The following is a 23048-nucleotide window of genomic DNA, read 5'->3' as shown; positions in this document are numbered from 1 at the left end:
GCCTGTACCTAGAGGAGTTGTTGTGAATTATTTTGAATCATGTAGGCGAACTCGGAGCGATTATCTCAAAATTATCTCATTTCGAAAGTAATGAAAAAATGGCTTGCAAAGCAAGGTGGAAAGTAAGAAATTTTAATTCCTTACATTTTGAAAGTTATTATGACAGAATTTAAACTAACAAAAAAGAGCGTGGCGGCATGCGCGACTCTCTTAATCTTTAGCGCACCAGCCTTTGCGGGCAATCTTGATCCTGTAGTCGTCGAGCCAGTTTCGATCGCGCCAATGGCTGATGTACCTCGGCCATCAGGGGACTGGTATGTGTCGGTTTTTGCTGGAGCCAGTCATGTCTCCGATGTTGTAACTGAATTTTCTAGCTCCACATATACACTCGAATTTGGGTCAGGTTTTGTGGCGGGCCTGACATTCGGTAAGCGGGTTAGTGATCAGATCCGAGTGGAAGGCGAACTGTCTTTTTCAAATTTCCCAGCAGAAACAGTGAGCTACACGTATGGTGGCGGCAGTTATTTCAGTGGATACCAAGAATCGAGCGGCGACCTCGATGCCACCTATCTTTTGGCAAACGTCTGGTACGACATCCCAACAAGTGGTTTGCTCAACTATTATGTTGGCGGTGGTATCGGTGTGGCGAAGGTCGACGCCGACACACATTTCTTCCCCTATCAAGCAAATAAATTTGGCTATGGTCCGGGCGAGACTAAGCTGGCAGGGCAGATTGGCGTTGGCGCGATCTATGATATTTCCGAGACTCTGGCGCTGGATATTGCCTATAGATACAAGTACGTTCGCGGCATTGATTTTGTCGATATACACCTTCCTACCCCCTATGGTATCTATGAAAACGGCGATGTTGGCACTCACAGCATTCAGGTCGGTTTGGCTTACAGTTTCTGACTTTAGAGCTTTGAAAAACCCGAGGGGCCGCAATGGTGTGGCCCCTCGGGTGATGCAACTTGACTGAAGGCAGTGCCTGCAGTGCAAAAGTCGGTGATCCCATGACAGTAAAACGCCCGACCGAGGACACCATGCTGCGTACCCTTCAGATTGGGGTCGATTTGCAGCGCGACGGAAAATACCTTGAAGCTGAGCGCATATATCAAACGGTTCTGCGCACAGAACCGCGCAATGCCCAAGCGTTGAATTTGATGGGCACACTCGCAATTGAGGCGAATGAGACCAAAACCGCTTTGGATTATTTCCGAAAAGCGCTGCGTGGAGCGCCTCGTGATCCAATCATCAATAACAATATGGGCAACCTCCTCCTGCGCTTGAAACAGAATGAGAAAGCGCGACAATATCTGTTGAAGGCGCTTCAGGCTAAGCCCAACTTCGTTGAGGCGCTTTGCAATCTGGGTAAGGCGCACAGATTACTTTTGAATGGTGTCGAGGCCGAGAGATTATTGCGCAAAGCGCTGGATTTTAAGCCAACATCGCTTATGGCGCGCCAGAACCTCGCCGACTTGCTGATCGATAATGGTCAGGCGGATGCTGCGGCAGACATGTTTGAAAGTCTGCTGAGCGAAGACCCCGGCAATCTCGAAGCCCTTGTTGGGCTCGCCGCGTCCCGTAAGTTCAAAACCGATGCCCCAGAGCTTGGGCTTATCCTGCACCGGATCAAAGAGCAGGATACGCCTGATATCTCGCTAAACCGCTTACATCACGCCGCAGGTAAGATCCTGAACGATCAAGGTCGCTATGGTGATGCCATTGCGCACTTTTCAACCGCAAAGACATTTCAGAGTTCAGAGTTTGATATCGAACGCCACCGTAGTTTCTACGATGCATTGTCCAATACACTGACACCTGAATTTTTTGCAGAACGGTCGGATTTCGGTAGCACGTCCGACCGTCCCGTATTTATCGTGGGTATGCCACGCTCCGGCACAACGCTGACCGAACAAATATGTGCGAGCCATCCTGAAATTTACGGTGCGGGGGAACTGACGGAGATGCACGAAATCGCAGCATCGCTTGGCCATTCCGTTGCGAAACCGACAGCACTGGCCGACGCCATGCTGAAAATGACGAAAAGAGACACACAAAAGTTGGCGGAACGATACCTGTCTGTTTTGAAAAAGCGCGACCGCAAGGCGCTGCGTGTCGTGGATAAGATGCCCCATAATTACGAATTTCTGGGGCTCATCACACTGATTTTCCCGAATGCAAAAATTGTGAATTGCAACCGCGATCCGATGGACAACTGTTTGTCGTGCTTCATGCACCAATTTTCGGAAAGCCACGGTTACAATGCTGATTTGGTCACTGTTGGGCGATACTACCGAGAATATGACAGGCTCATTAAACAATGGCAGACGGTACTGCCAAACAAAATCCTACGAATGCAGTATGAAGATACAGTGGAAAATTTGGAGCATCGTGCCCGTACACTTATTGACTTCATTGGCCTGCCTTGGAATCCAGCGAGCCTCTCATTTTATGAGACAGAACGTACTGTCCGGACGCCAAGTCGTTGGCAGGTGCGCCAACCCATCTACACGACCTCTATCAAGCGATGGGCCCGCTATGGTGACGCTATTGCGCCATTGAGGTCTGCTCTCGGAGATTTAGTCAGCAACCAACCTGCAAACTGAGAGGCGTAGTTGCTCAGCTCGCTGTTAAATTGGGGCACAATCGCAGCACCACGCATTTTGACTGTCCCCTGTAATATCCGGCATTTGAGGTTAGGTGCAGCTATTAGCCAAGACGAGAGTGAAATACCAAAGTTCTTACAAGCAGCACTGGTAACTATGGGCTAATTGTGCGGAAAAACTCTTTGCTGCGTCTGCAAATTTTTAGAAAATAGAAAGTTGTTCTAAGCTCATCAAAAAAGCACCTAAAAGTACCATCAGAATCTTAAAACCAGAATATCATTCCAAAAAATCTAACCTGAACGCCTAGTACTGGGGTTTTCCATCAGAAAAGGCCGCTAGCTGCCCAACAGAATCGATCGGCTAGCGGCCTAACGTTCAGTCACTCCACCGCATTTGCCAGTTTGGCTTTCTTCTTAGCTCGAGCCATCGCACTGCGTTTTCCGAGTTCTGACATTGCGCTGCGGATTGCTTCTTTTTGATTGGCTTCAGGTATCGGAACGATCTCAGCGTCGTAGGCTTCCAGTGTTGGTTCACACAGTCGTTGATCAACGGCTCGCACTGGTTGCATAACGGCAGTCACAGCCGAATTTGGTAGTTTGATTGGCAAGTCATCAACGATTACTTCTTGCTCATCGTCACGAAGCAACCAAAGCAATCCTAGCCCGATGCCAACAGCGGCTGCAGTAGCTGGGTTTAAAATGGCAGGTAGCATTAGCCCAAGCTTTGCATTTTGTAATTGTGATGTCATTTTATGTTCCCTTGAATTTATGAGTTTTCGGGAACCGTTCAGCCAGCGTTGGCAACGGTGAAACGAACGGTTCCCAACGTCTAACCTACGGGATTTTAACCGTTGGAGAATCCACGTTGTTTTCGCCGGGACGCGACTAACAACGGCATTTTGTATTAAAGCATGCGTCAGCGTCTGAGCCGTTGGATTGCACGTGTAGTTGCGCTGAACTCTATAACGCTTGCGCGTTGCCTGTCAGCCACAGTGCTCAACCTGCGCCTGCTGCTTCCACAGTGCTTCCAGCGCTTAAGCACCAACGCAAAAAGCCACCCGAAGGTGGCTCTTAACACGTTGTAATCGTTAGTAAGACTTGGTTGCGGGAGTTGGATTTGAACCAACGACCTTCAGGTTATGAGTCTAACAGTCTAATGTTTGCGCAACATTGCTGTAAGTATTTTACTGTATACATATCAACATTTTATAAACTATGTGACTTTGCTCTGAGACTCTCTGGATTGTTCATATTTGCCCTTCAGTGTAGCACCAGTGTAGCACCGCACATTGGGAGAGAAGAATGGCAAGCTTTGAAATCAACTTCACGAAAGCGGCGCTGACGGGGGCAGCACCAGCCGCCAAGGGCAAGCGGGATTACTATTACGACGGCAAGGAAAAGGGCCTCGTGCTGGCCGTGACGCCAGCGGGCGGCAAGTCCTTCTATCTCTACAAGCGCATTGATGGACGCCCAGAACGGCTCTTGCTGGGCAAGTTCCCTGATCTCACAGTTGAGAATGCTCGAAAGCTGGCCGCCAGCGCCAAGGGCGAGATCGCAATGGGAGAGAACCCACAAAAGGCCAAGCGTTCGATCCGTGATGAAATGACCTTTGGTGCGCTCTTTACCGAATATTTGGAAAAGCATTCAAAGGTACATAAACGGTCTTGGGCCTATGATGAGCGTGAGGTGAACAAGTTCCTCAAACATTGGTTCAAACGCAAAATCTCCAGCATCGAAAAACCGGAGGTGGAGCGACTTCACGCTAAAGTCGGCAAGGAAAACGGGCTTTATCAGGCCAACCGCCTTTTGGAACGCATACGGTCGATCTTTAGCAAGGCGACTGATTGGGGGTGGAACGGTGTGAACCCCGCAACTGGGATTAAAAAATACCGTGAAAAAAGCCGTGATCGGTTCTTACAGCCTGAAGAACTGCCACGCTTTTTTGAAGCTCTGTCGAATGAACCAAATGAGGTAGCACGTGATTTTTTTATGATCTCGCTTTTGGCAGGGGCGCGTAAATCCAACACCCTTGCTATGCGGTGGGACGAGATCAGCTTTCACGGTGAAACATGGCGGATTGCTCGCACCAAGAATGATGACCCGCAGATTGTGCATCTATCGCCGCAAGCAATGGAAATCTTAAAAGAACGCAAGTTGCATTCTCTCAGCCCGTGGGTGTTCCCCGGCGACGGGGCCTCGGGACATCTGGCGGACCCAAAGAAGGCTTGGATGCGGATATTGAAAGAGGCTGGCATTGCCGATCTGCGTATTCACGACCTACGCCGCACCTTGGGAAGCTGGCAGGCCGCGACTGGAGCCAACAGCTACATCATCGGCAAATCATTAGGCCACCGCAGCCAGCAATCCACTGCTGTTTATGCCCGCCTTAACCTTGATCCTGTACGGGACTCAGTAAACAAAGCAACGGACGCGATGTTAGGATACATGGGGCGGAATGATGACGAAAAATAAGCATGTGGTTAAACAATGGTACGAAAGAGAAGATGCAATAGTTGAAGGCCTTGTGACGCCCACACTTGTGGAAAACTTTGTTTTACTAGCTGGAATTTCAGATGACGATGACAGCCTCAACTTAACTCGACTAGCTTTAACCGAAGCCCTTAAAGCGTTCAAATGGGCGTGGTTCAACCACGACGATCTTGCTTCAGAAAGCGCTGAGAACAAAGCACTAGAAGAGGCGGCTAGCAACGCAGCAAAGCTTTATGACAATCTTTCGATACTTCAGGACTATTCGGGATTGGAGGGTCGGCTTGAGGATACTATCAAAAACCTTCCCACGCTCTACAAGCTCGATGACGGCCAAACTTTGCGTGATTTGATCTCAACAGGCCAAAATATTTTCGCTGCGTACCGAGAGCTCTTGGTGGATTTGCAGGTGTGCCTTGAGGGAACGAGCAATCGCCAACCCAAACGACATATCTTAGAAGGGTTTGACGGCGAAAACTCTATCGATCTCGAAACTGACGAAGAATTTGCAAGTCGTATGCAAGAATGGCGTACACGCTCAAAGGCACGCGCCCTTCCCAAAGAACACGCCCTACAAGAATTTCTTAAAACGCTGCGCCCCTTTTGGGAGGCAAACAGCGTTCATGTCTTTACTGAGGGGATGCACTTCAAAGAAGTGAACCACACGATATCAAACTTGGTGGATGCCGTGGCGGGCATCATGGCAGTTGCTTCGCCCAGCACAAGTCGATCTCAGATTGTGACTGCCATTCGTGAAGTCCGTACGCCTTTATCGTAAGAGTGACCGATCATTTTGCGCGTCACTTCTACGATCACGTTTGATGGCTGCAGCTATGCGTTTCTGACAAGTTCTCAACATCACTTACCTTTGATGGGAACTTATCTAATATGTTGAAAACAAATTCACTTCTCACTCCAAAAGACGTTGCAGAGCGCCTTGGGGTCTCAATCACAACCCTCGCGACTTGGCGTTGCACCAAACGCTATGCGCTTACGTATGTTAAAATTGGGCGACTGGTGCGCTACCGAATGGCCGATGTTGAGGCCTTTGAAAACTCTCGGTCACATGAGGTGGCAGGGCTATGAGTATGCATACGTTACCCCGCAGCGTATTTTTCCACGCGGTCAATCTGGCCTGTCGTGCACGCTTTCCCAGTCTCTTAGCGGCCTGGCTTCCTGATGGGCAGCGACGGGGGCAAGAATGGGTGGCTTTGAACCCCACGCGGTCAGATCGCCATGCTGGATCGTTCAAGATCAATGTTATCACGGGACGCTGGGCTGACTTTGCCACTGGCGATAAGGGCGGCGATCCTGTCAGCCTTTATGCCTACCTAAAGGGAATGAGCCAAAGCGATGCCGCCCGCGCTCTAAGCCAAGAATGGGGGCTGAGATGACTCCATCTGATATCAAAGCCCTGCGGCATCACAAAGCAGGCACGCCTACAGCGCAACATTCATATCGCAGCGCAAAGGGTGAGGTCGTCTTAATCGCCAATCGGTTTGATCGTACAGGGGGCGGAAAGTTCTTTTTGCCCTACACCATCGATAGCCAAAGCTGGACCGCGCCAGATAGCCGTCCACTGTATCGCCTGCCAGAATTGCTGGCGTCAAAACCTGACAGCATAGTAATTATCACAGAGGGAGAGAAATGCGCCGATGCATTGGCAAGCCTCGGCTACATCACAACAACCACTTTCGGTGGGGCAAGCTCTGCGCACAAAACAGACCTTTCCCCCGTGCAAGGATGCCGCGTAGTAATCTGGCCCGACAATGACGACCCGGGGCGCAAGTATGCAGACCAGATCGCAACCGCATTATGCACGGGGTTTTCAACGAAAGCGCACATACTACAAATCGCCGATTTCCCCGTGCAAATCGCGGAATTCCACGCAACCAACGGAACAGACCATAATTCGGCGAATATCGATGAAAACCCCGTGGAAATATGCGCAGGATGGGATGCTGCGGACGCCATTTCCAACGGTTGGGGCGTTGCTGAGATTGATGCACTAATTGCACACGCTTTGCAGGCCGATGAAAAGCCCGTGCTTTCGAACGAGGTGGCACCAGGCAGAAGCCTTGCGGACATCGAGGTCTGGAAGACGCCAGATGGAGAACCGTACGCAACATTGCGATTGGACGGTCACTTTGAACACTGGCCGATTGCGTCAGCTGCATTCAAAAAGTTCCTCTCGTATCAGCACTATCAAGACACTGGGAAAATGTTGTCACAGTCTGCGCTTGATGATCAACGACGGACCTATGAGGGCCAAGCGCTCTTTGATGGTGAAGCTCATCCCGTGTTTAACCGGATCGGCACATTGGGTCGCACGCTGTATGTAGACATTGGCGACGTGAGCTGGAAAGCAATCGCGATCAACAGCGAGGGATGGCAAGTTATTGATCATCCCCCCGCCCGGTTTACCCGTGCTAGATCGATGCAACCGCTGGCAATGCCCGCAATGAGTGGCGGTGATATCAACTTGTTGCGTCCGTTCTTGAACACCGCCAATGAAGCTGACTTTCAAATGCTGATCGCGTGGCTCATTGGCTGTTTTCATCCAAAGGGGCCATATCCCATTCTAATCTTGAACGGGGAACAAGGCAGCGCCAAAAGCACAACGGCACGGGTGCTTCGCAATCTCATAGACCCGGCTAACCCAATTGCCCGCAGTGCGCCGAACTCAGAGCAAGATTTGGTGATCGCAGCAAAGCACAACCACGTGCTGGCCTTCGATAACCTTTCCACAATCAAACCGATGATGGCAGATGCATTTTGCCGGATCGCAACGGGTGGCGGGTTTGGCACGCGCAAACTTCATACAGATTCCGAAGAAATGCTGTTCAGTGCCACACGGCCTTGCTTGCTGAATGGAATTCCAGACTTGGCTGGCCGTCCTGACTTGGCAGATCGCGCCATTGTTGTGTCTTTGCCCGTCATTGCACCAACGGATCGCGCCTTTGAGGGAGAGTTCAACAAAGCGCTAGACGCACAAATGCCACTGATTTTGGCAGGTCTGCTAGATGCGGTATCAACGGCGCTGGAAAACCTTGCCACTGTGCGACTCGCAGAGCGGCCTAGAATGGCGGACTTTGCCAAATGGGTCTCTGCCGCCGAACCCGCCCTTGGGTGGACTCAGGGGGCGTTTCTGGCGGCTTACGCGGCAAACAGAGAATCCGGTGACAGAATGTCGGTTGAAGGGAATCCCGTCGGCTTGGCCATCCTGAAGCTCGTCCAAGATGATGGACGCTGGTCTGGCACTATGACTGAGCTAAAGACAACTTTGCGCAATCGTTATCCGCTACTAACGGACGATCCTTACAGCTTTCCCCGTCAGGAGAACAAATTGTCGGCAGCAATTCGGCGGATAATCCCACCGTTGCGCAGGATGAGGGTCGTTATCAGCTTTGATCGTAGCGGCCATTCAGGTGAACGCACACTCAGGATTGAAAGAGCCTAATTGATCGTCAGCATCGTCAGCAACTGCCCACGCTGACGATGCTGACGATGCTGACGATAGAACTTAATGTTCCTGCCTGTTGCAAACGGCCCTTTGCTGCCATTGACGCACGAAGCACGCAATGGCGGCTCTTAACCTAGAGCGGACCTACTCGTTAAGCGTGTTTATACATCTGGCAACACTTCAGAAATTCTGTGAAAGTAAAGCCAAGCAAGCTCGAATAGGCTCACAATGACTGGAACTCCATCAGAACCAACTTACCGCTGGCCGGAAGAAGACAAACTAGGTCGCAAAAAGGATGCAGATATTCTGCTGCGCTTTATTGCGGGTAAGCTGGAGCAACGAGACAAAGCGGGCCTGACTAGGTCTTATGTCCTGAACCTCGACTCACAATGGGGAAGCGGCAAAACGTTCTTTTTGAAAAACCTTAAAGATCAAATTACTGCCAATGGCCAAGTCGCGGTCTACGTAGACGCTTGGCAAGACGACCACTCCAACGATCCATTTATGGCGGTAGTATCAGGAATCGAAGAGGAGCTGAAAAGCGTCATAAATGACGAGGATGCTTTTTCAGGGGTCAAAGATGCCGTGCGTCCGTTTGTCAGCAACACACTTAAGGTCTTAGGCAGCGGTGTTAAAAGTGGTCTTGTCTATGCCGCGAAAAGGCAGTTTGGTCAAGATGCGCTGGATAAACTGGGGGAAGTGTTCAGTGCTGAAGGAGATGATGATGATGATATCCTGGCCCGCAACGCTGCGATTTTAAAGGCTACAAATTCCGCAATAGATGCAGCTGGCGTTGCTATTTCCTCAAGTTTTTCGGCCTCAAAGCAGGCACGGGCATCTTTTAGGCAGAATTTGGAAGAGTTGACCCGAGAACTAGGAAAACTGGATTCAATACGCATGCCAGTGTTCGTTCTCATAGACGAACTAGACCGTTGCCGCCCCAGCTATGCAGTTGAGCTGCTAGAGGAGGTTAAACACCTATTCAACGTAGAGAATATGGTGTTTATTTTGGCAACAGATACTGAGCAACTAGCCCATGCAGTGAGTGGTGTATACGGCTCCAGTTTCGATGGACGAAGATATCTTTCAAGGTTTATTGATCGAACATACCGGTTCCGAGAAGCAGACATCGGTAGCTTCGTGGAATACTGCCTCCATATGAACGGCCTTTCAGAAAATGATTTCACTTTACCTGGAACGTTGAAAGTGTTCGTTTTTTTGAGCAACGCTTTTAAGCACGCAAATGCTTCGCTCAGATATATCGAACAGATCGTAGATTATTTATCGACATTTACGGCAACATGGGGTCATGAAAATCTAAAGATCAATCTAATATTGCTTTTTGATCTGGCAGTAAGAGCCCATCCTGAAAGCGTGAAGCTTGATGGTTCCAAACCCGAGGCACTTAAAGCAATATATAGATTTGGTTCTTCGCGATTAAACCATAAAGATACTGAAATAAGCATTGAAAGAATGGTCCTTATCATTAAGGATTATTCAGCTAGTGCAATTGATCGCTCCGCCCCTGACTTATTTCATGAATGGGTGTTACAGACGGTTAGAAACGAAAGTATAACAATGAATTTGCATAATAAGGGTCTCGCAGGCGAATACCCAAGGATGTTTCAGGATATGCTTAGCGTTCGCGATACATTGGCGGATGATTGAAAGCTGGCCACTTTGCAGCAAGCAGATAAAGATTTAGCCACCGTAAGCCTTTTCAAAGGTCTATCATCCTCGCCTGTAGCAGGCATTGGCGCGTGGTGCAGCGAAAGTACGCAATCCGCCCTTCACGTCGAAATGTGCATGGTCCAGCAATCTGACCGCTCCCTACCTCATCATTGTCACTCACGGCCCATAGCGGCCTTTCACCGCCACTTCCCGATGCTGCGGTGCGGCCCGTCGAAGCCGCCATTCATGCAGCAGCGCAGTATAGTGTCGAAACGGCAATCCAAAGTGGAAATGCGGATGAACAGCGCGCCAAGTTCGACGACATTATCTGCTTTTTGCAAAAGGCATCACGGTAAATGGAGACAGTCCAAGAGCAGCTTTTTCTATAGGTTGATCGGCGGCGTGGTCACCGAAGTAAGTGTCGCCGTCGCGATCAAAATCATGAAAATTGCGATAATTTCTATTAGAATTGATCGCTTTAGATGGGTCGCAGCTGACGCTTCGCCCATCTCAAGCGCTGGAACGAGGCGCCATTTATTATGCGCGGCAAGGCCCATCAAACCCGTGACAAATGCAAGCTTTGTCAAAAGAACCCATCCATATGCGGTCGTAAACAAAGCAGTAATTGATCCAACCATCAGCCACGCGAATGTCATGCCGACGATGACAAGGACAGTGACCGTTGCAGACGCGATCTTGCCAAAACGGTGCAGGAGGATAGGGGCGTCTTTTTGCTCAGCGACACGATACAGCGGGACAAGGGAAGCGATCCAGAACGCCGCGACAAGTAAATGCACAGTCAGAAAGCTTGCCAAGATCCAGCGCGGATCAGCAAGCGAATGGCCAACAAATGTGTATGAAGCAGCGATCAGCAGGCCCCCAACAAAGGCAATGCCAATGCTGACAATCCCCTCAATGTAAACTGCTAGGACCAAAAACGCACCCACACTGCGCCATATTGCTGCCGTGCCTAGGGGGCTGTCCCAGACAAATCCGAGCATCATTGTGTTGGTGGCACCGTCCAGTCCCATGCCTGAAATTCGCGCCGCTCGGATACCGAAACGAAGTGCGAGAATGGCTATACCCACCAACACTGCAGTAAAAGTAATCATCCGGGCGAGGCGCAGAACATCAACTGGTGCCGCACGGAACGCCAACATAAATAAAGGGCCGCCCATTACCAGCAAAGCAGCCACATAATCTGCCGTCTTCGCCATGATCGCAAGGACGGCCCAGCCGTCGATTGGTGCAAGGCCTTCCATCATCAGTTTGCGACCGTAAAACCGAAAGAACTCTGCATCGGATGTCCGTCCGCTGACAGGCCACGCCATTCGACAGTGTAGACCCCCGCAGAAATCGCGGCGACCGGCACTGCGCGGAACGTGGCTACAGGATCAAGCCCGGTTTCGCGCGCGATCTCGACATCACCATCTGGGCCGGTTAAAGAGATTGCCGTCACGCGCATGGGATCGTCGAACCGTATCTCAATTTTATCCACTGTTGCGACAACCGCCTCATTTGCTGGTGTCGTTTGTTCAGATTTCGAATGGGCTGATGCGCTGGTTGCCAGTGCGATTGCAGTAGTCAAGGCGAGGACAATTTGGTTCATTCTTGCGTCTCCATTGCGTTGTGTTGGTCGCGGATGTCGCGTGACCATGTTGATTTGATGTAGCTGAGTGCGGCTATGATTTCAGCATCGGTCAGGATACCGTCATATGCCGGCATGTTTGAGCCATAATCAGGATCACCTATCAGTTGTCCCACCCCGTATTTGGTAAGCCGGAACAGGGTGTCCCCGTCGTGATGCCATGTGTGGCCACTAGCGTCATGGGGCGGTGCGGGTAAGCGGCCATCGGGTCCGGCCGCGCGCCAATTCGGCTGCCCAGCAAGGTCCGCCCCATGGCAGGATGCACAGTTTTCGGCATAGACCTGCGATCCATGTGCGACGATTTCCAGATCGTCGGGGCGCAAAGCAAGCGCGTCCGTGTCGGACGATCCACCAGCGGACCAAATCACGACAGCCCCAGTCACGGCGGCCCCGATCAGGGCCACCGCGCCAACTGGCAGTAGGACGGATTGGTTCACAAACCTGCCTGATGGAAAACTTCACCGTCCGCCGCATTGCCGCCGAAGGCAATCACGTCATATCTGGCGGTCGGATCATTCCCCATTCCGGGTGATCCACCGGGCATACCCGGAACGGCAATGCCGGTAATTTCTGGGCGTTCTTCCAGCAGCTTGGAAATTGCGGCAAACGGCACATGCCCCTCAATGACATAGCCATCAATCATCGCGGTGTGACAGGCCCAAAATGTGTCGGGCACACCCGCGTCCAGTTTCACTACGGCAACATCATTCGTATCAGTAACCTCGATGTTGTAGCCTTCTTCGCGAGCTAAAGCGACCCACGCGCCGCAGCATCCGCACGTTGGGCTTTTTGTGACGTGCATGGTGCCATGCTCGAACATGTCGGCGTGGCTGTCCGCGTGGGCTATTTGTGGCATCGCGACCAACGTCAGACCCAAGGCCAGTGCGACAGCAGGAACGATGGTAAAAATTATCTTGATCGGTTTCATGCAGAATTATCCTCTCGAAAGAAAGTGCGCAGGCGTTGCCTGCCGTGATGTGAATATCGGAAAAAAGTCTGCCGTACCCGTTCAGGGCACAGGCCGAATCACACCGCGCGGGGCGGGTCGAGAATACCTGTCGGCTCGATACCAGTCAGCAATGTTTCGGATATGGTCAATGCCATACTGCTAGACTCGGGCGCAACATGGACAGCGACAAGTGCGGGAACGAGCCCAAGAAGGACATGGCAGCTTTGTGCAAGGTCCTTGGTATCTCCGCAACACTGCGTATGATCGACAGACATCGTCTCCATGACGTTTACGTTCATATCACTCAACTGCGCATGTGACGCAGCCATCGCACCCGACAGGGAGGTCGAAAGGATAATCAAAACGACCATTAAGAGGCGAAGAAAACTCATAATACGTGCCTACACGGCGTGTATTACAATTTGCAAGTCACAGCTTCGATACATCGCGCTGGGGCAAATCTAATGCCCGTGCGCATCAATCCCGCGCGCCATCATCACATGGTGTTCGCGGTGGTGGTCCTGACTTGCCATGAGGCCGAAGAAACCTAACCCCTTAATGCGCGAGGCAACGGCCTGATCATCGCTCGTGACGCGCAATTCCATTCCAGAGTCTTGCTGCAAGACCATGACGACCCAACGGTCATTGTTGGCAAGCTGGGCCGCATGTGCGGGAAACCCCGCTCAAAACCCAAGTGGTTGTTGAACGTTTTTGTCTCCACCATGATAGCAGACTTTAGCTGCATCGCAGAAATTTGGTTAAGAGGGCTCCTAGCTGCCATTAGCTGCGTTTGCACAACAGAAAAACTGGCTGATGGTCCGAGCGTCCGCTTTCTTTGCTCTGCCGTTTTGATTTCGCACTTGCAGCGAAGGTCCGCAATCCGCCCTTTGTGTAGAAATGTGCGTGGCGCAGAATCTGTCACTATTGGCCCATAACTCCAAACGACTCACATCTTCGCACCGGCAGCTTGCACACGCTCTCAAATGTAGCACCAGCGTAGCACCACTCAAAGCACCAACGCAAAAAGCCACCCGAAGGTGGCTCTTAACACGTTGTAATCGTTAGTAAGACTTGGTTGCGGGAGTTGGATTTGAACCAACGACCTTCAGGTTATGAGCCTGACGAGCTACCGGGCTGCTCCATCCCGCGCCAAGTTCGTATCTCCTAGTGGCAAACAAGAACGAGCTCAAGGCAAATCGACGGCCAAATTGCGACTAAGGCGATTTTATCCGTTTTGCGAGGGCGCAATGGTGGACCTATCACGCTTTAGTGCCGCCCCAAGTGCTTGTTTAATCCACCTTTCCTTTCGAAAGCGACAGGTCCCTTCCGGCCGAGTGCCCGCGGCGCGGACTGTCAAAGCCGTTTATGCTTTCGAAGATTGCCGTGTCAGCTGACTGGCCTGTCTCCCAAGTTTGACGCCAAATCAGTTCAGCCTTGCCTTGCTCCTCAGGTGAATATTCATATCTCAATGAGTATCCGTATTGGTCAAGCTGGATATTCGCCCCATTTTCGCTGATCCCGTAGAAGGGCATTTGCGGTGACAATCAGCTTTCCCATAACGGCTGTGATCGCCAGCTTCTTGCATTTCCCAGTCGATATCAGATGTTCGTATTTTGCCTTCATGTCTGGATTGAAGCGTGTAGCAACAACCGCTGGCAGATAGACTGTGCGCCTGACGCTGGCGCGACCGCCCTGGATGCGTTTCTTGCTTGCCACTTTCCCGATTGCCTCGATATGGGTGCAAGGCCCGCCAGCGCCGCTGCTTTCTTGCCACTCAAATGTCCGAGTTCGGGCATTTCGGTTAATATCGCACAGGCTGTTACCTTTGCGATGCCCGGAATGCTTGTAAGAATCTCGGCGCGTGCAGCGAGATCTTTGTCTGCCGCAACGATGGCATCGATTGCCTCGGTAACTTGCGACAAGTCACGTTCGATCTGTTTCAGACGTCGTTTGATCTGCTGGGAAGGCAGGACGTGCGTCGTTGCGGCAAGTCGTGCCTTTGCTGCGGTCCGGTCCTTGATCAATGCCAGCCTGGCTGTTGCCAGCTGCTTGAGATCATGAAGTGTTTCGCTTTTGGGTTGGTCTGCTCTCAATTCCAGAAGTACGCCCATTTTGGCTAATAGCGCAGCGTCCACCCGGTCCGTTTTGGCCAGCCGGCCGTTCGCGATTAGTCTTGAACCGATGGCGACCAAATCGCTCACCTTCGCAGAACCGGCGGGCCTGACGCGGATTGACCCGTGCAAAGCTGATCCCGTGTTGAGCCAAGCCCGTTTCGATGCACCTGTGATAAATGCCTGTTGCTTCAAAAATGACGCGGGAAACTTCTGTTTTTCTCGCCCAAAATGCGAGTGCCTTAGCGCCAGCTTTGTCATCGCAAAACTGCCTGTGCTCTCGCGAGGACAACCAATAAGCGTCCAATGTGTCTTTCGAAATGTCGATCCCAATGGTATCTTCCATGTGTCTCTTCCTAACCTTGTCTTGTCATGCGGGCCCAAAGCCCAAGTATCCGTTCAGGTTTCAAAAAAAGACGGAGGTGACCTTACTCAGCGACGGTCCTCAACGACCAAGAGGGGAACGGTCCAACCTCCGCCGCTGCCTGGCATAAATGACGTGCTGCGCAGCTGTTCCAGCTTCGCATAAAAACTGCCAAAATCATAAGACAAGAGGGGTGGTTTTGAAGAACATCTCAACAGCAGCTTTATCGTAGCAATTGCCTTTGCCGCTCGCTCATCGATGCCCTGAACACATGCTGGCGCAAAATCTTCTGATAATCATGTGAACAATATCGGGCGAATTCAAGCTGTCGTTGGGTAGCCTTTGTAACCATCCATTGCCCGGCAGGGCATCGCACCGCGATGTCCCGAGAGGGGACTGAAGGATGCCACGTGCATTGACCAGATGGCTCAGGACGTGCTCTTCCTTCCAGTTGGGCGCAAACCGATAGACGGCACCGGGTGGAGATGATCCCGCCCGTCCGCCATTGGCCCTCGAACCGATGGCGGCCACATAGCGAACCGTTGATCGCGCACATGGGCCCAGATCTGGCCTTGTTTGACCCCTTTGCCAAGCCACTTGTCGCGTAAGGAGCGATCCAGCTACCGCACGGATCAGGGCCGTCAGCGAGACCGGGTCCATTGTGCTGTCAAAATGCAGACAACGACTATATAGCAAGCGCAACTCAACTGCGGTCGGGGTGGCGTTTCGCTGGCACGGCACTGCGGCAACGGATTCCCGCCTGCCATGGGACTATCCAATGGATAAAAAAGGGCCCCAGCGTCAGGCGACCAAAGCCCTTTCTGCTTCAGGTCATGCCGCCACGCATAAATTTGTTGCCACCTAATCTCATGACGCTGCGCTACCTGCGTCACGCTCGCCCCGCTGACACCAACCGACATGACAATCTCGAGCTTGTCGTCGTCATACCAGAAGCGTCGCCGCTCCACCCCAAGAATTTGGCCTCGCATCGCACACCCCACATAAGACATGTCGCTAATGACGTCATTAAACGCGTGTCTTAAAACAAAGCTCCAAGCTCAGGCAGGCGAGGCCAATCGCGCGGTTCCGAACATTGCTCGAAGGAGACCGGAACTAAGCCGTGGTGCGAGCTGTGCACGACACCATCGCCACCGAAACAGCATCCAACAAAACCGCCAAGATACGCGGCATTGCATCGTCCGTGGATGCAGGATGGACGTGGTGATTTCATAATACACCCAGTGGCCCGCGCTCAATCATCAGTCTGAATGGCTCGCAATATAGGGTAGATTTTGGCCCGCAGACGAGCACCGTTCTCAGCTTAACGATCAGGCGAGGACCAGTCTTTTTCTTGGCGCGCATTGCGGCGACGCAACCGCAGCGCAAGGCCAATCGAGACACCAACGCTGATCGCAATCGTCAGATCCGTCAACACGGTCAAAACCAGCGTAAGAATGAGGAGAATCTGATCCGACGTGTGGGATTGCATGTAGCCGCGCCACTTGTGCGGCTCGCTCATATTCCAGGCCGTAAGGATAAGAAGTCCGGCAAGCGCTGGCATCGCAAGGTAGCCCGCAAGGGGGGCCGCCAGAAGCATGACCAGCAAGATGGTCAGCGCATGAACGATACCGGACACGGGAGTTTTACCACCGGCGCGAACATTTGTGGCGGTGCGCGCAATGGCCCCTGTCGCGGGAAGGCCACCAAACAAGGCCGACCCGATATTGGCGAAACCTTGCGCCAGAACTTCTGCATTCGGTCTGTGGTGACCGCCAATCATTCGGTCTGCAACCATCGCAGACAGCAACGATTCAACGCTTGCGAGGAACGCAATAACAAAGGCCGAGGGCAGTAATTCAAGAACCTTTTCAAGACTGATCGCGGGTAGCGACGGCATCGGCAGCGTATGTGGCAAGTCGCCAAACCGTGAGAATATGGTGTCCACGGGCAGTGTGGCAACCGCGACAACTGCCGATGTCAAACCAACCGCAATAATCAGGCCCGGAAATTTTGGGGCCAAACGTCGTAGCACAACGATTAACACCATCGTCGCAAGCCCGATCCCCACGGCATGCACAGTCAAGGTGTTACGCGCGGCCCAAAGCGCGTCGATCTTGGGGATGAATTCAGCGGGAACCTGCGCAACCGACAGCCCGAAAAGGTCCTTGATCTGGCTCGTTGCGATGATGATGCCGATGCCAATCGTAAATCCGTTGATCACGGCCTCGGGGACGAATGCCACAAGATTACCGGCCCGCAAATATCCTGCCATCAACATGATGATGCCCGCCATGAACGTCGCAAGGACAAGCCCGTCATAGCCATGCTCTGCGATGACCCCAAACACTACGACGATAAACGCCCCCGTGGGTCCGCCGATCTGCACACGGCTGCCGCCAAGTAGTGATATCAACAAACCGGCAACGATGGCAGTCACAAGCCCTTTTTCCGGCCCCGCACCAGATGCGATCGCAATCGCAAGGCTTAGCGGCAATGCCACCATCGCAACCGATACCCCTGCGATCAGGTCACTGGTGAATTGCTGCCGATCGTAGCTGGCAAGCGTTGTTAGAATTTTGGGTTTCATAGGGTCAACTACCGCCTAAAAAAATCGGAACTTCAACCCTATGCGAATAATAACGGGAGAGAGGGCTATGGTTGTTTCAATTTCGACGATGAAGGCGAGTGTTCCAGACTTCTTTCAGACCCCCATGGCCGATTTTCTGAATTGGCCCTACAAGGATGCAACGTAGACGCAGACAGGTCCACGTGGTTGCTGCGAAACAGAAAGGACGCCCATTGGTAGAGCCGGAAACATTTACGTTCCTTGCAGACCTCGCAAAGAACAACAAAAAAGCATGGATGGATGCGCACCGCGAAGAACGCGACGATGCCATGCGCAATTTCACCGGCATCGCGATGACGTTGCACGACTACGCCGATCGCTTTGATCCTTTTGTGGCTGAGGCGGGGATTAAGCCGAAACAAAGCTACACCAAATTCTTTCAGGAACCGCGCGACCGCGTCGGGCGTGATCTGTTCCGATCGGGCATAGACGTGTTTGCCAATGCCGGTCATCCGGCTGAAAACGTCGGATATTACCTCCATGTCGAGCCTGGAAATTGCCATGCAGGTGCCGGCCTTTTCCAGCCGTCCAAGCCTGCACTTGCACGGCTGCGGACCCGTCTGGTCGATAATCCGCAGGGCCTGACAGAAATCTTGGCCGACCCGGATTTCAAGGCGACGTTCCCGGACGGCGTGGTGACACGCAAAGCGTTGGGCGCTGTGCCGGAGGGCTTTTCAAGCAGCGATCCCGCCGCACCCTATCTGAAGATGGTTGGGCTGGGATGCCGCAAAGACTTTTCAGACGAACTCCTGCTTGATGATGATGTCATGGATCAGCTGATCGAGGTTTTTCGCCCCGCCAGCCAGCTGGTCCGCTACTTTGACTAATGTCGCGACCGGATAGCCCCCCGAATGGCGCCCCAGGATCGGCACTGCTAAAATAACCAGAAGGACCACCGCGCAATGACACTCCTGCAAATCGCATCCCTGCTGATTGTCCTTGCTGGGGCCTTTGGCACAGTGAATTACCTGTTTCTTCGTCTCCCGTCCTCGATTGGTATTCTGGTCGTGGCGCTCATCGCGTCCTTCGCGGTGATTGTGACCGACGCACTGTTCCCGTCCTTAACGGTCGAAGAACAGATCCGCGCGCAGGTGCTGGACTTTGAATTTTCCGAGGCGCTGTTAGAAGGCATGTTGGGTCTTTTATTGTTTGCTGGCGCGCTCCACGTCAAACTTTCGGACCTTCGCAAAGCCTGGCTTGTCATCTTCTTGATAGCGACAATGGGGGTGGGTCTTTCAACTGCAATTGTCGGCTTCGGGTTCAGTTGGATCACGGGAATGCCGTTGATGATCGCGTTCGTATTTGGGGCGCTGATTTCACCGACAGATCCCGTCGCGGTGCTGGGTGTCCTGCGCGAAGCAAGCCTGCCAAAAGCCTTGGAAACCAAAATTGCCGGCGAAAGCCTGTTCAATGACGGTGTCGGATATGTGGTTTTCCTCGTTCTCGTGGGCATCGCGTTTCCCAGCGGGGACCATCACGGATCAGGTCTTTTTGGGGCCGCGCAACTGTTCATTCAAGAAGCGGTCGGCGGGGCGGTTTTGGGGATTGTCCTGGGCTGGCTCACGTTCCGTGTCATGCGCCGGATTGATGACTATTCCCTCGAAGTCCTCATCACACTTGGCCTTGCCTTTGGTGGCTACGAACTCGCCGTTGCGCTGCACGTCTCTGCGCCGATCATGGCCGTCTGTGCAGGACTTTTGATTGGTGACATCGGGTCCAAACACGGCATGTCGGAAGAAACCCGCAAGTATGTCGAAGCGTTCTGGACGCTTATCGACGAAATCCTGAACGCCGTGTTGTTCCTGATGATCGGGTTTGAGGTGTTCGCCATCGCATTTAAAACTGATTTCCTGATCGCGGGCGCCATGGCAATCGTGCTTGCGCTTGTTGCGCGGCTGGCAGCTGTCGCGGTTCCGGTGCTTTTGCTGAAACCGTTCCAGACGTTCAGCAAGGGCGTCATTCCGATCATGACTTGGGGCGGCCTGAAAGGCGGTATTTCCGTCGCCTTGGCACTGTCACTGCCAGACGGCGAATGGAAACCTTTGATCCTGACAGTGACCTATATTGTCGTCATTTTCTCTATCATCGTGCAGGGACTTACCGTCACACGATTGGCTGAGCGCATCGGTAGAGCACCGGAGTTGCCCAGCCGAGGGGACTAACAAGCGTTGGCGCTATGTGGTGTGATCAAAACATTGCCAGACCGACCTAGGCTTCGCGTACTGCAATCTCAGCCATTTTCATGATCGCCTCGCGGGTGTATGCCACTGCGATAAAGCGCGCATTGTGACAGAATTTGGCGCCTTTGACGCCACTTGCATCCTCAAGCGCGGCGTCAGTCAGTCCGGCCCAAGCGGCTGGAAGATCGGCGCGTTGCTCGAACGTGTCTTGGGACAGCTTGATGCCGCCCAACGTCCAGTCGCCGCCGCGTGGGTGGACCACAAACAAAATATGGTCAGACCCCATCTGATCCAGTGCGGCGCGGTAGGGCATGCCCATAGGCAATTCAAGAATAGGTGACGTTCCAGCCTGCGCGATTGCGTTAAGCACGATGCCGCTAGCGCGCGCCTTTGCGGCTAACCCGCGAATTTGGGCTTCGACAAAGCTGCGCGCGATGGGCAACGCGGCGAAGAAGGCATCGTCGTCCGCCGTTGGCGACATGTCGTCAAAGACCGGCTTTAAGCTCCCCAAAAGTGCAGGCAACGTCAGAATCGAAAGTGGCCCTGCTACGGATGGTTCAATCGCGCCGTTGTCCAGCAGGTCAATCGGCAGCACAAACTTGGTGTCAAACTTGGTGTGGATCGCCTCAATGTCATCGGTTGGTACGTCCATCGCCGCCAAATACGCCCGCCCGTAATGTGCCCAGATCAGACCAAAAGAACTGAACGGCTGGCCGTCGTCGCGCAGGGGACTGGGACGTTGATGATGGTCAAATATCTGCGCTTCGCCGTCATAGTCCCCGCCGACATCATAGATAATCTTGTCCGTCGCGGGCGTGATCCATTTGCGGTCGCGGCTGCGCAGCAATTCTGCCTGTGGGAACACACGTGTAAGAACAGCGGACGACAGCAGTTCATCTGCATGAAAGCCGCCGGAATGGGTAACAAGATGGGTGATGGTCATAAGTATGTTTCAACAATTCGGGCAAAGTGTGAAAGCGACCAGATCGGCCACCCTTGCAAAGAGGTCAAAGGCCGTTTGTCAAAGGAGCGCAGCCAGATCAAGTTTTAACTCTTTGAAAAGACGATGCATAGCATGTCCTTTAGATCGGCCGAATTACTTCTTCGCCCAGTGCGGGCGGTTTTACGGTTTCTTATCACGTGAACTGCCTATCTTTCCCTTTGCGCAGTGGCGCATTAGGGTGCCGCACAAAGGATTCATGACATGACAAATATAGTTGAGGTTCGACGCCTCACAAAGACCTTTGATGGTGGGTTCCAAGCCCTGAAATCTGTTGATCTGGACATCAAATCGGGTGAAATAATTGCGCTACTCGGCCCTAACGGGGCAGGTAAAACCACACTGATATCAACGATTTGCGGCATAACCCGCGCCACAAGCGGAACGGTGAAAATTGGCGGACATGACACGGTCACCGCGTACCGCGCTGCGCGCAGTCTTGTCGGGCTTGTCCCGCAAGAAATCACCCTCGAACCGTTCGAGAAGGTGATCAGTACCGTTCGCTTTTCACGCGGGCTGTTCGGTCGGGCACCAAATGACGCCTACCTCGAAAAGGTTCTGAAATCCCTGTCCCTTTGGGACAAGAAGGACTCCAAGATCATGATGTTGTCCGGAGGAATGAAACGCCGCGTCTTAATTGCCAAGGCGCTGGCCCATGAACCGCGCGTGTTGTTCCTTGATGAACCATCCGCAGGCGTTGATGTCGAACTGCGCAAAGACATGTGGAAGGTTGTGTCCCAGCTGAAAAAAGATGGCGTCACGATCATCCTGACGACGCACTACATCGAAGAAGCTGAAGCCATCGCTGACCGTGTCGGTGTCATCGCCAAAGGCGAAATTCTTTTGGTCGAAAACAAGGCTGACCTAATGAACCGCATGGGGCAAAAGACGCTCAAAATTGATCTGGCCGAGCCTGTGGAAACGATACCGAAAGCCCTGTCGAAATACGATCTCACGATTGAGGACGGCGGTTTGTTGTTTGCCTATGACATCGCGACGGACCGCACTGGAATTGCCGGGCTTTTGGCCGATCTACGCACGGCTGGCTTGAAATTGACGGACCTGCAAACGCGGCAATCATCCCTCGAAGAAATCTTCGTATCCCTCGTTTCCGAAAAGGACGTTGCGGTCGAAAAGGAAGACGCCACATGAATTATCAAGCAATAAAGTCGATCTATATCTTTGAAATGGAGCGATTTTTCCGCACACTGACGCAAAGCTTCATCAGCCCTGTGATCTCAACCGCATTGTATTTTGTGGTCTTCGGCACTGCCATTGGCAGCCGCATGGAAAGCGTTGAGGGCATTGGATACGGCGCGTTCATCGTTCCGGGGCTCATCATGCTATCAGTCATGACACAGGCCACAGCCAACGCCAGTTTCGGCATCTATTTCCCGAAATTCATAGGTACGATCTACGAACTCTTATCAGCCCCCGTCAGCTTTCTTGAGATCACAGTGGGCTACGTCGGGGCCGCGGCCACCAAGGCGATGTTCATCGGCGTCGTGATCCTTGCGACGTCGTTCCTGTTTGTGGACCTGTCAATCCAACACCCGTTTGCAATGATCGCGTTCCTGACCCTCACCTGCCTGAGCTTCTCGCTCCTCGGTTTTATCATCGGCATCTGGGCTGGCAATTTCGAACAATTGCAACTGATCCCTTTGCTGATCATCACGCCGTTGGTGTTCCTTGGTGGGTCGTTTTATTCCGTAACGATGCTGCCGCCGGTCTGGCAAACAATTACCATGTTCAATCCTGTGGTTTATTTGATTTCCGGCTTTAGGTGGTCGTTCTTCGGGACGGCAGATGTGCCCATCGGCCTTAGCCTTATGGCGATTTTACTGTTCACGGCTCTTTGTGTCGGGATCATTGCGTGGATATTCAAAACCGGCTGGCGTATCCGGCAGTAACCGCCGACCTTGTTTCCACCCCGCCCGCGAC

The 23048-nt window shown here is 52.5% G+C and carries 22 protein-coding genes, 1 tRNA gene and 3 pseudogenes; 12 read left to right on the top strand and 14 right to left on the bottom strand.

Annotated elements, in window-relative coordinates; all coding sequences use genetic code 11:
• The first annotated feature begins 159 nt into the window (after positions 1-159).
• A complete protein-coding gene (locus tag OA238_RS20950) occupies positions 160-912 on the top strand; it encodes an outer membrane protein (protein ID WP_015496750.1) in 753 nt (250 codons plus the stop codon).
• Positions 913-1013: 101 nt separating this feature from the next.
• Positions 1014-2609 carry a tetratricopeptide repeat-containing sulfotransferase family protein gene (locus OA238_RS20945; protein WP_015496749.1) on the top strand — a complete coding sequence of 532 codons (1596 nt, stop codon included), beginning with the start codon at positions 1014-1016 and terminating at the stop codon, positions 2607-2609.
• A gap of 379 nt (positions 2610-2988) precedes the next feature.
• Here OA238_RS20945 and OA238_RS20940 read toward each other — a convergent pair whose 3' ends face one another.
• Positions 2989-3357 (bottom strand): hypothetical protein, encoded by a 369-nt coding sequence (locus tag OA238_RS20940; RefSeq protein WP_015496748.1) that lies wholly within the window; start codon positions 3355-3357, stop codon positions 2989-2991.
• A 553-nt stretch (positions 3358-3910) separates the two neighbouring features.
• Here OA238_RS20940 and OA238_RS20935 point away from each other — a divergent pair.
• The 6 genes from OA238_RS20935 (at position 3911) to OA238_RS20910 (ending at position 10226) form a co-directional block, all read left to right on the top strand.
• Positions 3911-5080: a tyrosine-type recombinase/integrase gene (locus OA238_RS20935; protein WP_015496747.1), complete on the top strand. Its 1170-nt coding sequence runs from the start codon at positions 3911-3913 to the stop codon at positions 5078-5080.
• On the top strand, positions 5064-5873 hold the full coding sequence (locus OA238_RS20930; protein ID WP_015496746.1) for a hypothetical protein: 810 nt from the start codon (positions 5064-5066) through the stop codon (positions 5871-5873). Before OA238_RS20935 ends, OA238_RS20930 begins: the two co-directional genes overlap by 17 nt.
• A 110-nt stretch (positions 5874-5983) precedes the next feature.
• Complete coding sequence (locus OA238_RS35210) at positions 5984-6181, top strand: helix-turn-helix domain-containing protein (RefSeq protein WP_044037291.1); 198 nt, start codon at positions 5984-5986, stop codon at positions 6179-6181.
• Positions 6178-6489, top strand: a complete 312-nt coding sequence (locus tag OA238_RS20920; protein WP_044037290.1) for a hypothetical protein — start codon at positions 6178-6180, stop codon at positions 6487-6489. Before OA238_RS35210 ends, OA238_RS20920 begins: the two co-directional genes overlap by 4 nt.
• Positions 6486-8555 (top strand): bifunctional DNA primase/helicase, encoded by a 2070-nt coding sequence (locus tag OA238_RS34105; protein ID WP_015496744.1) that lies wholly within the window; start codon positions 6486-6488, stop codon positions 8553-8555. The genes OA238_RS20920 and OA238_RS34105 overlap by 4 nt, the downstream gene beginning before the upstream one ends.
• Before the next feature lie 231 nt (positions 8556-8786).
• On the top strand, positions 8787-10226 hold the full coding sequence (locus OA238_RS20910; RefSeq protein ID WP_015496743.1) for a KAP family P-loop NTPase fold protein: 1440 nt from the start codon (positions 8787-8789) through the stop codon (positions 10224-10226).
• Between the two features lie 386 nt (positions 10227-10612).
• On the opposite strand, the gene OA238_RS20905 is transcribed toward OA238_RS20910, so the two are convergent.
• The 12 genes and pseudogenes from OA238_RS20905 to OA238_RS20860 all read right to left on the bottom strand — a co-directional run bounded on the left by OA238_RS20905 (position 10613) and on the right by OA238_RS20860 (position 17888).
• Positions 10613-11494 (bottom strand): copper resistance D family protein, encoded by an 882-nt coding sequence (locus OA238_RS20905; RefSeq protein WP_245581358.1) that lies wholly within the window; start codon positions 11492-11494, stop codon positions 10613-10615.
• Positions 11494-11838 (bottom strand): copper resistance CopC family protein, encoded by a 345-nt coding sequence (locus OA238_RS20900; RefSeq protein WP_044037288.1) that lies wholly within the window; start codon positions 11836-11838, stop codon positions 11494-11496. The genes OA238_RS20905 and OA238_RS20900 overlap by 1 nt, the downstream gene beginning before the upstream one ends.
• Positions 11835-12314 carry a c-type cytochrome gene (locus OA238_RS20895; protein ID WP_015496741.1) on the bottom strand — a complete coding sequence of 160 codons (480 nt, stop codon included), beginning with the start codon at positions 12312-12314 and terminating at the stop codon, positions 11835-11837. Before OA238_RS20895 ends, OA238_RS20900 begins: the two co-directional genes overlap by 4 nt.
• Positions 12311-12805 (bottom strand): DUF411 domain-containing protein, encoded by a 495-nt coding sequence (locus OA238_RS20890; protein ID WP_015496740.1) that lies wholly within the window; start codon positions 12803-12805, stop codon positions 12311-12313. The genes OA238_RS20895 and OA238_RS20890 overlap by 4 nt, the downstream gene beginning before the upstream one ends.
• Positions 12806-12903: 98 nt before the next feature.
• Positions 12904-13218, bottom strand: coding sequence for a hypothetical protein (locus OA238_RS20885; protein WP_044037287.1), 315 nt, complete (start codon positions 13216-13218; stop codon positions 12904-12906).
• Positions 13219-13287: 69 nt separating this feature from the next.
• The gene (locus tag OA238_RS33040; protein WP_187293087.1) at positions 13288-13431 is read right to left on the bottom strand and encodes a hypothetical protein; all 144 of its coding nucleotides are present in this window, start codon (positions 13429-13431) and stop codon (positions 13288-13290) included.
• Between the two features lie 467 nt (positions 13432-13898).
• Positions 13899-13975, bottom strand: a tRNA-Met gene (locus tag OA238_RS20875).
• A 336-nt stretch (positions 13976-14311) separates the two neighbouring features.
• A pseudogene (locus OA238_RS20865) lies at positions 14312-15283 on the bottom strand (IS110 family RNA-guided transposase).
• A gap of 213 nt (positions 15284-15496) precedes the next feature.
• Positions 15497-15617 (bottom strand): annotated as a pseudogene (locus OA238_RS32025) (IS3 family transposase); the annotation flags it as partial.
• A gap of 77 nt (positions 15618-15694) precedes the next feature.
• Positions 15695-15921, bottom strand: a pseudogene (locus OA238_RS34100) (hypothetical protein); the annotation flags it as partial.
• A 21-nt stretch (positions 15922-15942) separates the two neighbouring features.
• On the bottom strand, positions 15943-16290 hold the full coding sequence (locus tag OA238_RS35205; protein WP_015496738.1) for a transposase: 348 nt from the start codon (positions 16288-16290) through the stop codon (positions 15943-15945).
• Positions 16291-16622: 332 nt separating this feature from the next.
• On the bottom strand, positions 16623-17888 hold the full coding sequence (locus OA238_RS20860; RefSeq protein WP_044037283.1) for a SulP family inorganic anion transporter: 1266 nt from the start codon (positions 17886-17888) through the stop codon (positions 16623-16625).
• Positions 17889-18100: 212 nt separating this feature from the next.
• Between OA238_RS20860 and OA238_RS20855 the strand changes: the two genes are divergently transcribed.
• On the top strand, positions 18101-18754 hold the full coding sequence (locus OA238_RS20855) for a DUF2461 domain-containing protein (protein WP_044038596.1): 654 nt from the start codon (positions 18101-18103) through the stop codon (positions 18752-18754).
• 75 nt (positions 18755-18829) lie between these two features.
• Entirely contained in the window at positions 18830-20089 is a 1260-nt protein-coding gene (locus OA238_RS20850) for a cation:proton antiporter (protein ID WP_015496736.1), read from the top strand.
• 46 nt (positions 20090-20135) lie between these two features.
• Here OA238_RS20850 and OA238_RS20845 read toward each other — a convergent pair whose 3' ends face one another.
• Positions 20136-21050: an MYG1 family protein gene (locus tag OA238_RS20845; protein WP_015496735.1), complete on the bottom strand. Its 915-nt coding sequence runs from the start codon at positions 21048-21050 to the stop codon at positions 20136-20138.
• A 261-nt stretch (positions 21051-21311) separates the two neighbouring features.
• Between OA238_RS20845 and OA238_RS20840 the strand changes: the two genes are divergently transcribed.
• Positions 21312-22259 (top strand): ABC transporter ATP-binding protein, encoded by a 948-nt coding sequence (locus tag OA238_RS20840; protein ID WP_015496734.1) that lies wholly within the window; start codon positions 21312-21314, stop codon positions 22257-22259.
• On the top strand, positions 22256-23017 hold the full coding sequence (locus OA238_RS20835; RefSeq protein WP_015496733.1) for an ABC transporter permease: 762 nt from the start codon (positions 22256-22258) through the stop codon (positions 23015-23017). Before OA238_RS20840 ends, OA238_RS20835 begins: the two co-directional genes overlap by 4 nt.
• The last annotated feature ends 31 nt before the right edge of the window (positions 23018-23048 follow it).

The organism is Octadecabacter arcticus 238 (assembly GCF_000155735.2).
GTDB lineage: Bacteria > Pseudomonadota > Alphaproteobacteria > Rhodobacterales > Rhodobacteraceae > Octadecabacter > Octadecabacter arcticus.
Note: the sequence above shows the minus strand (reverse complement) of the source record. Positions and strands in the feature narration are given on the sequence as shown.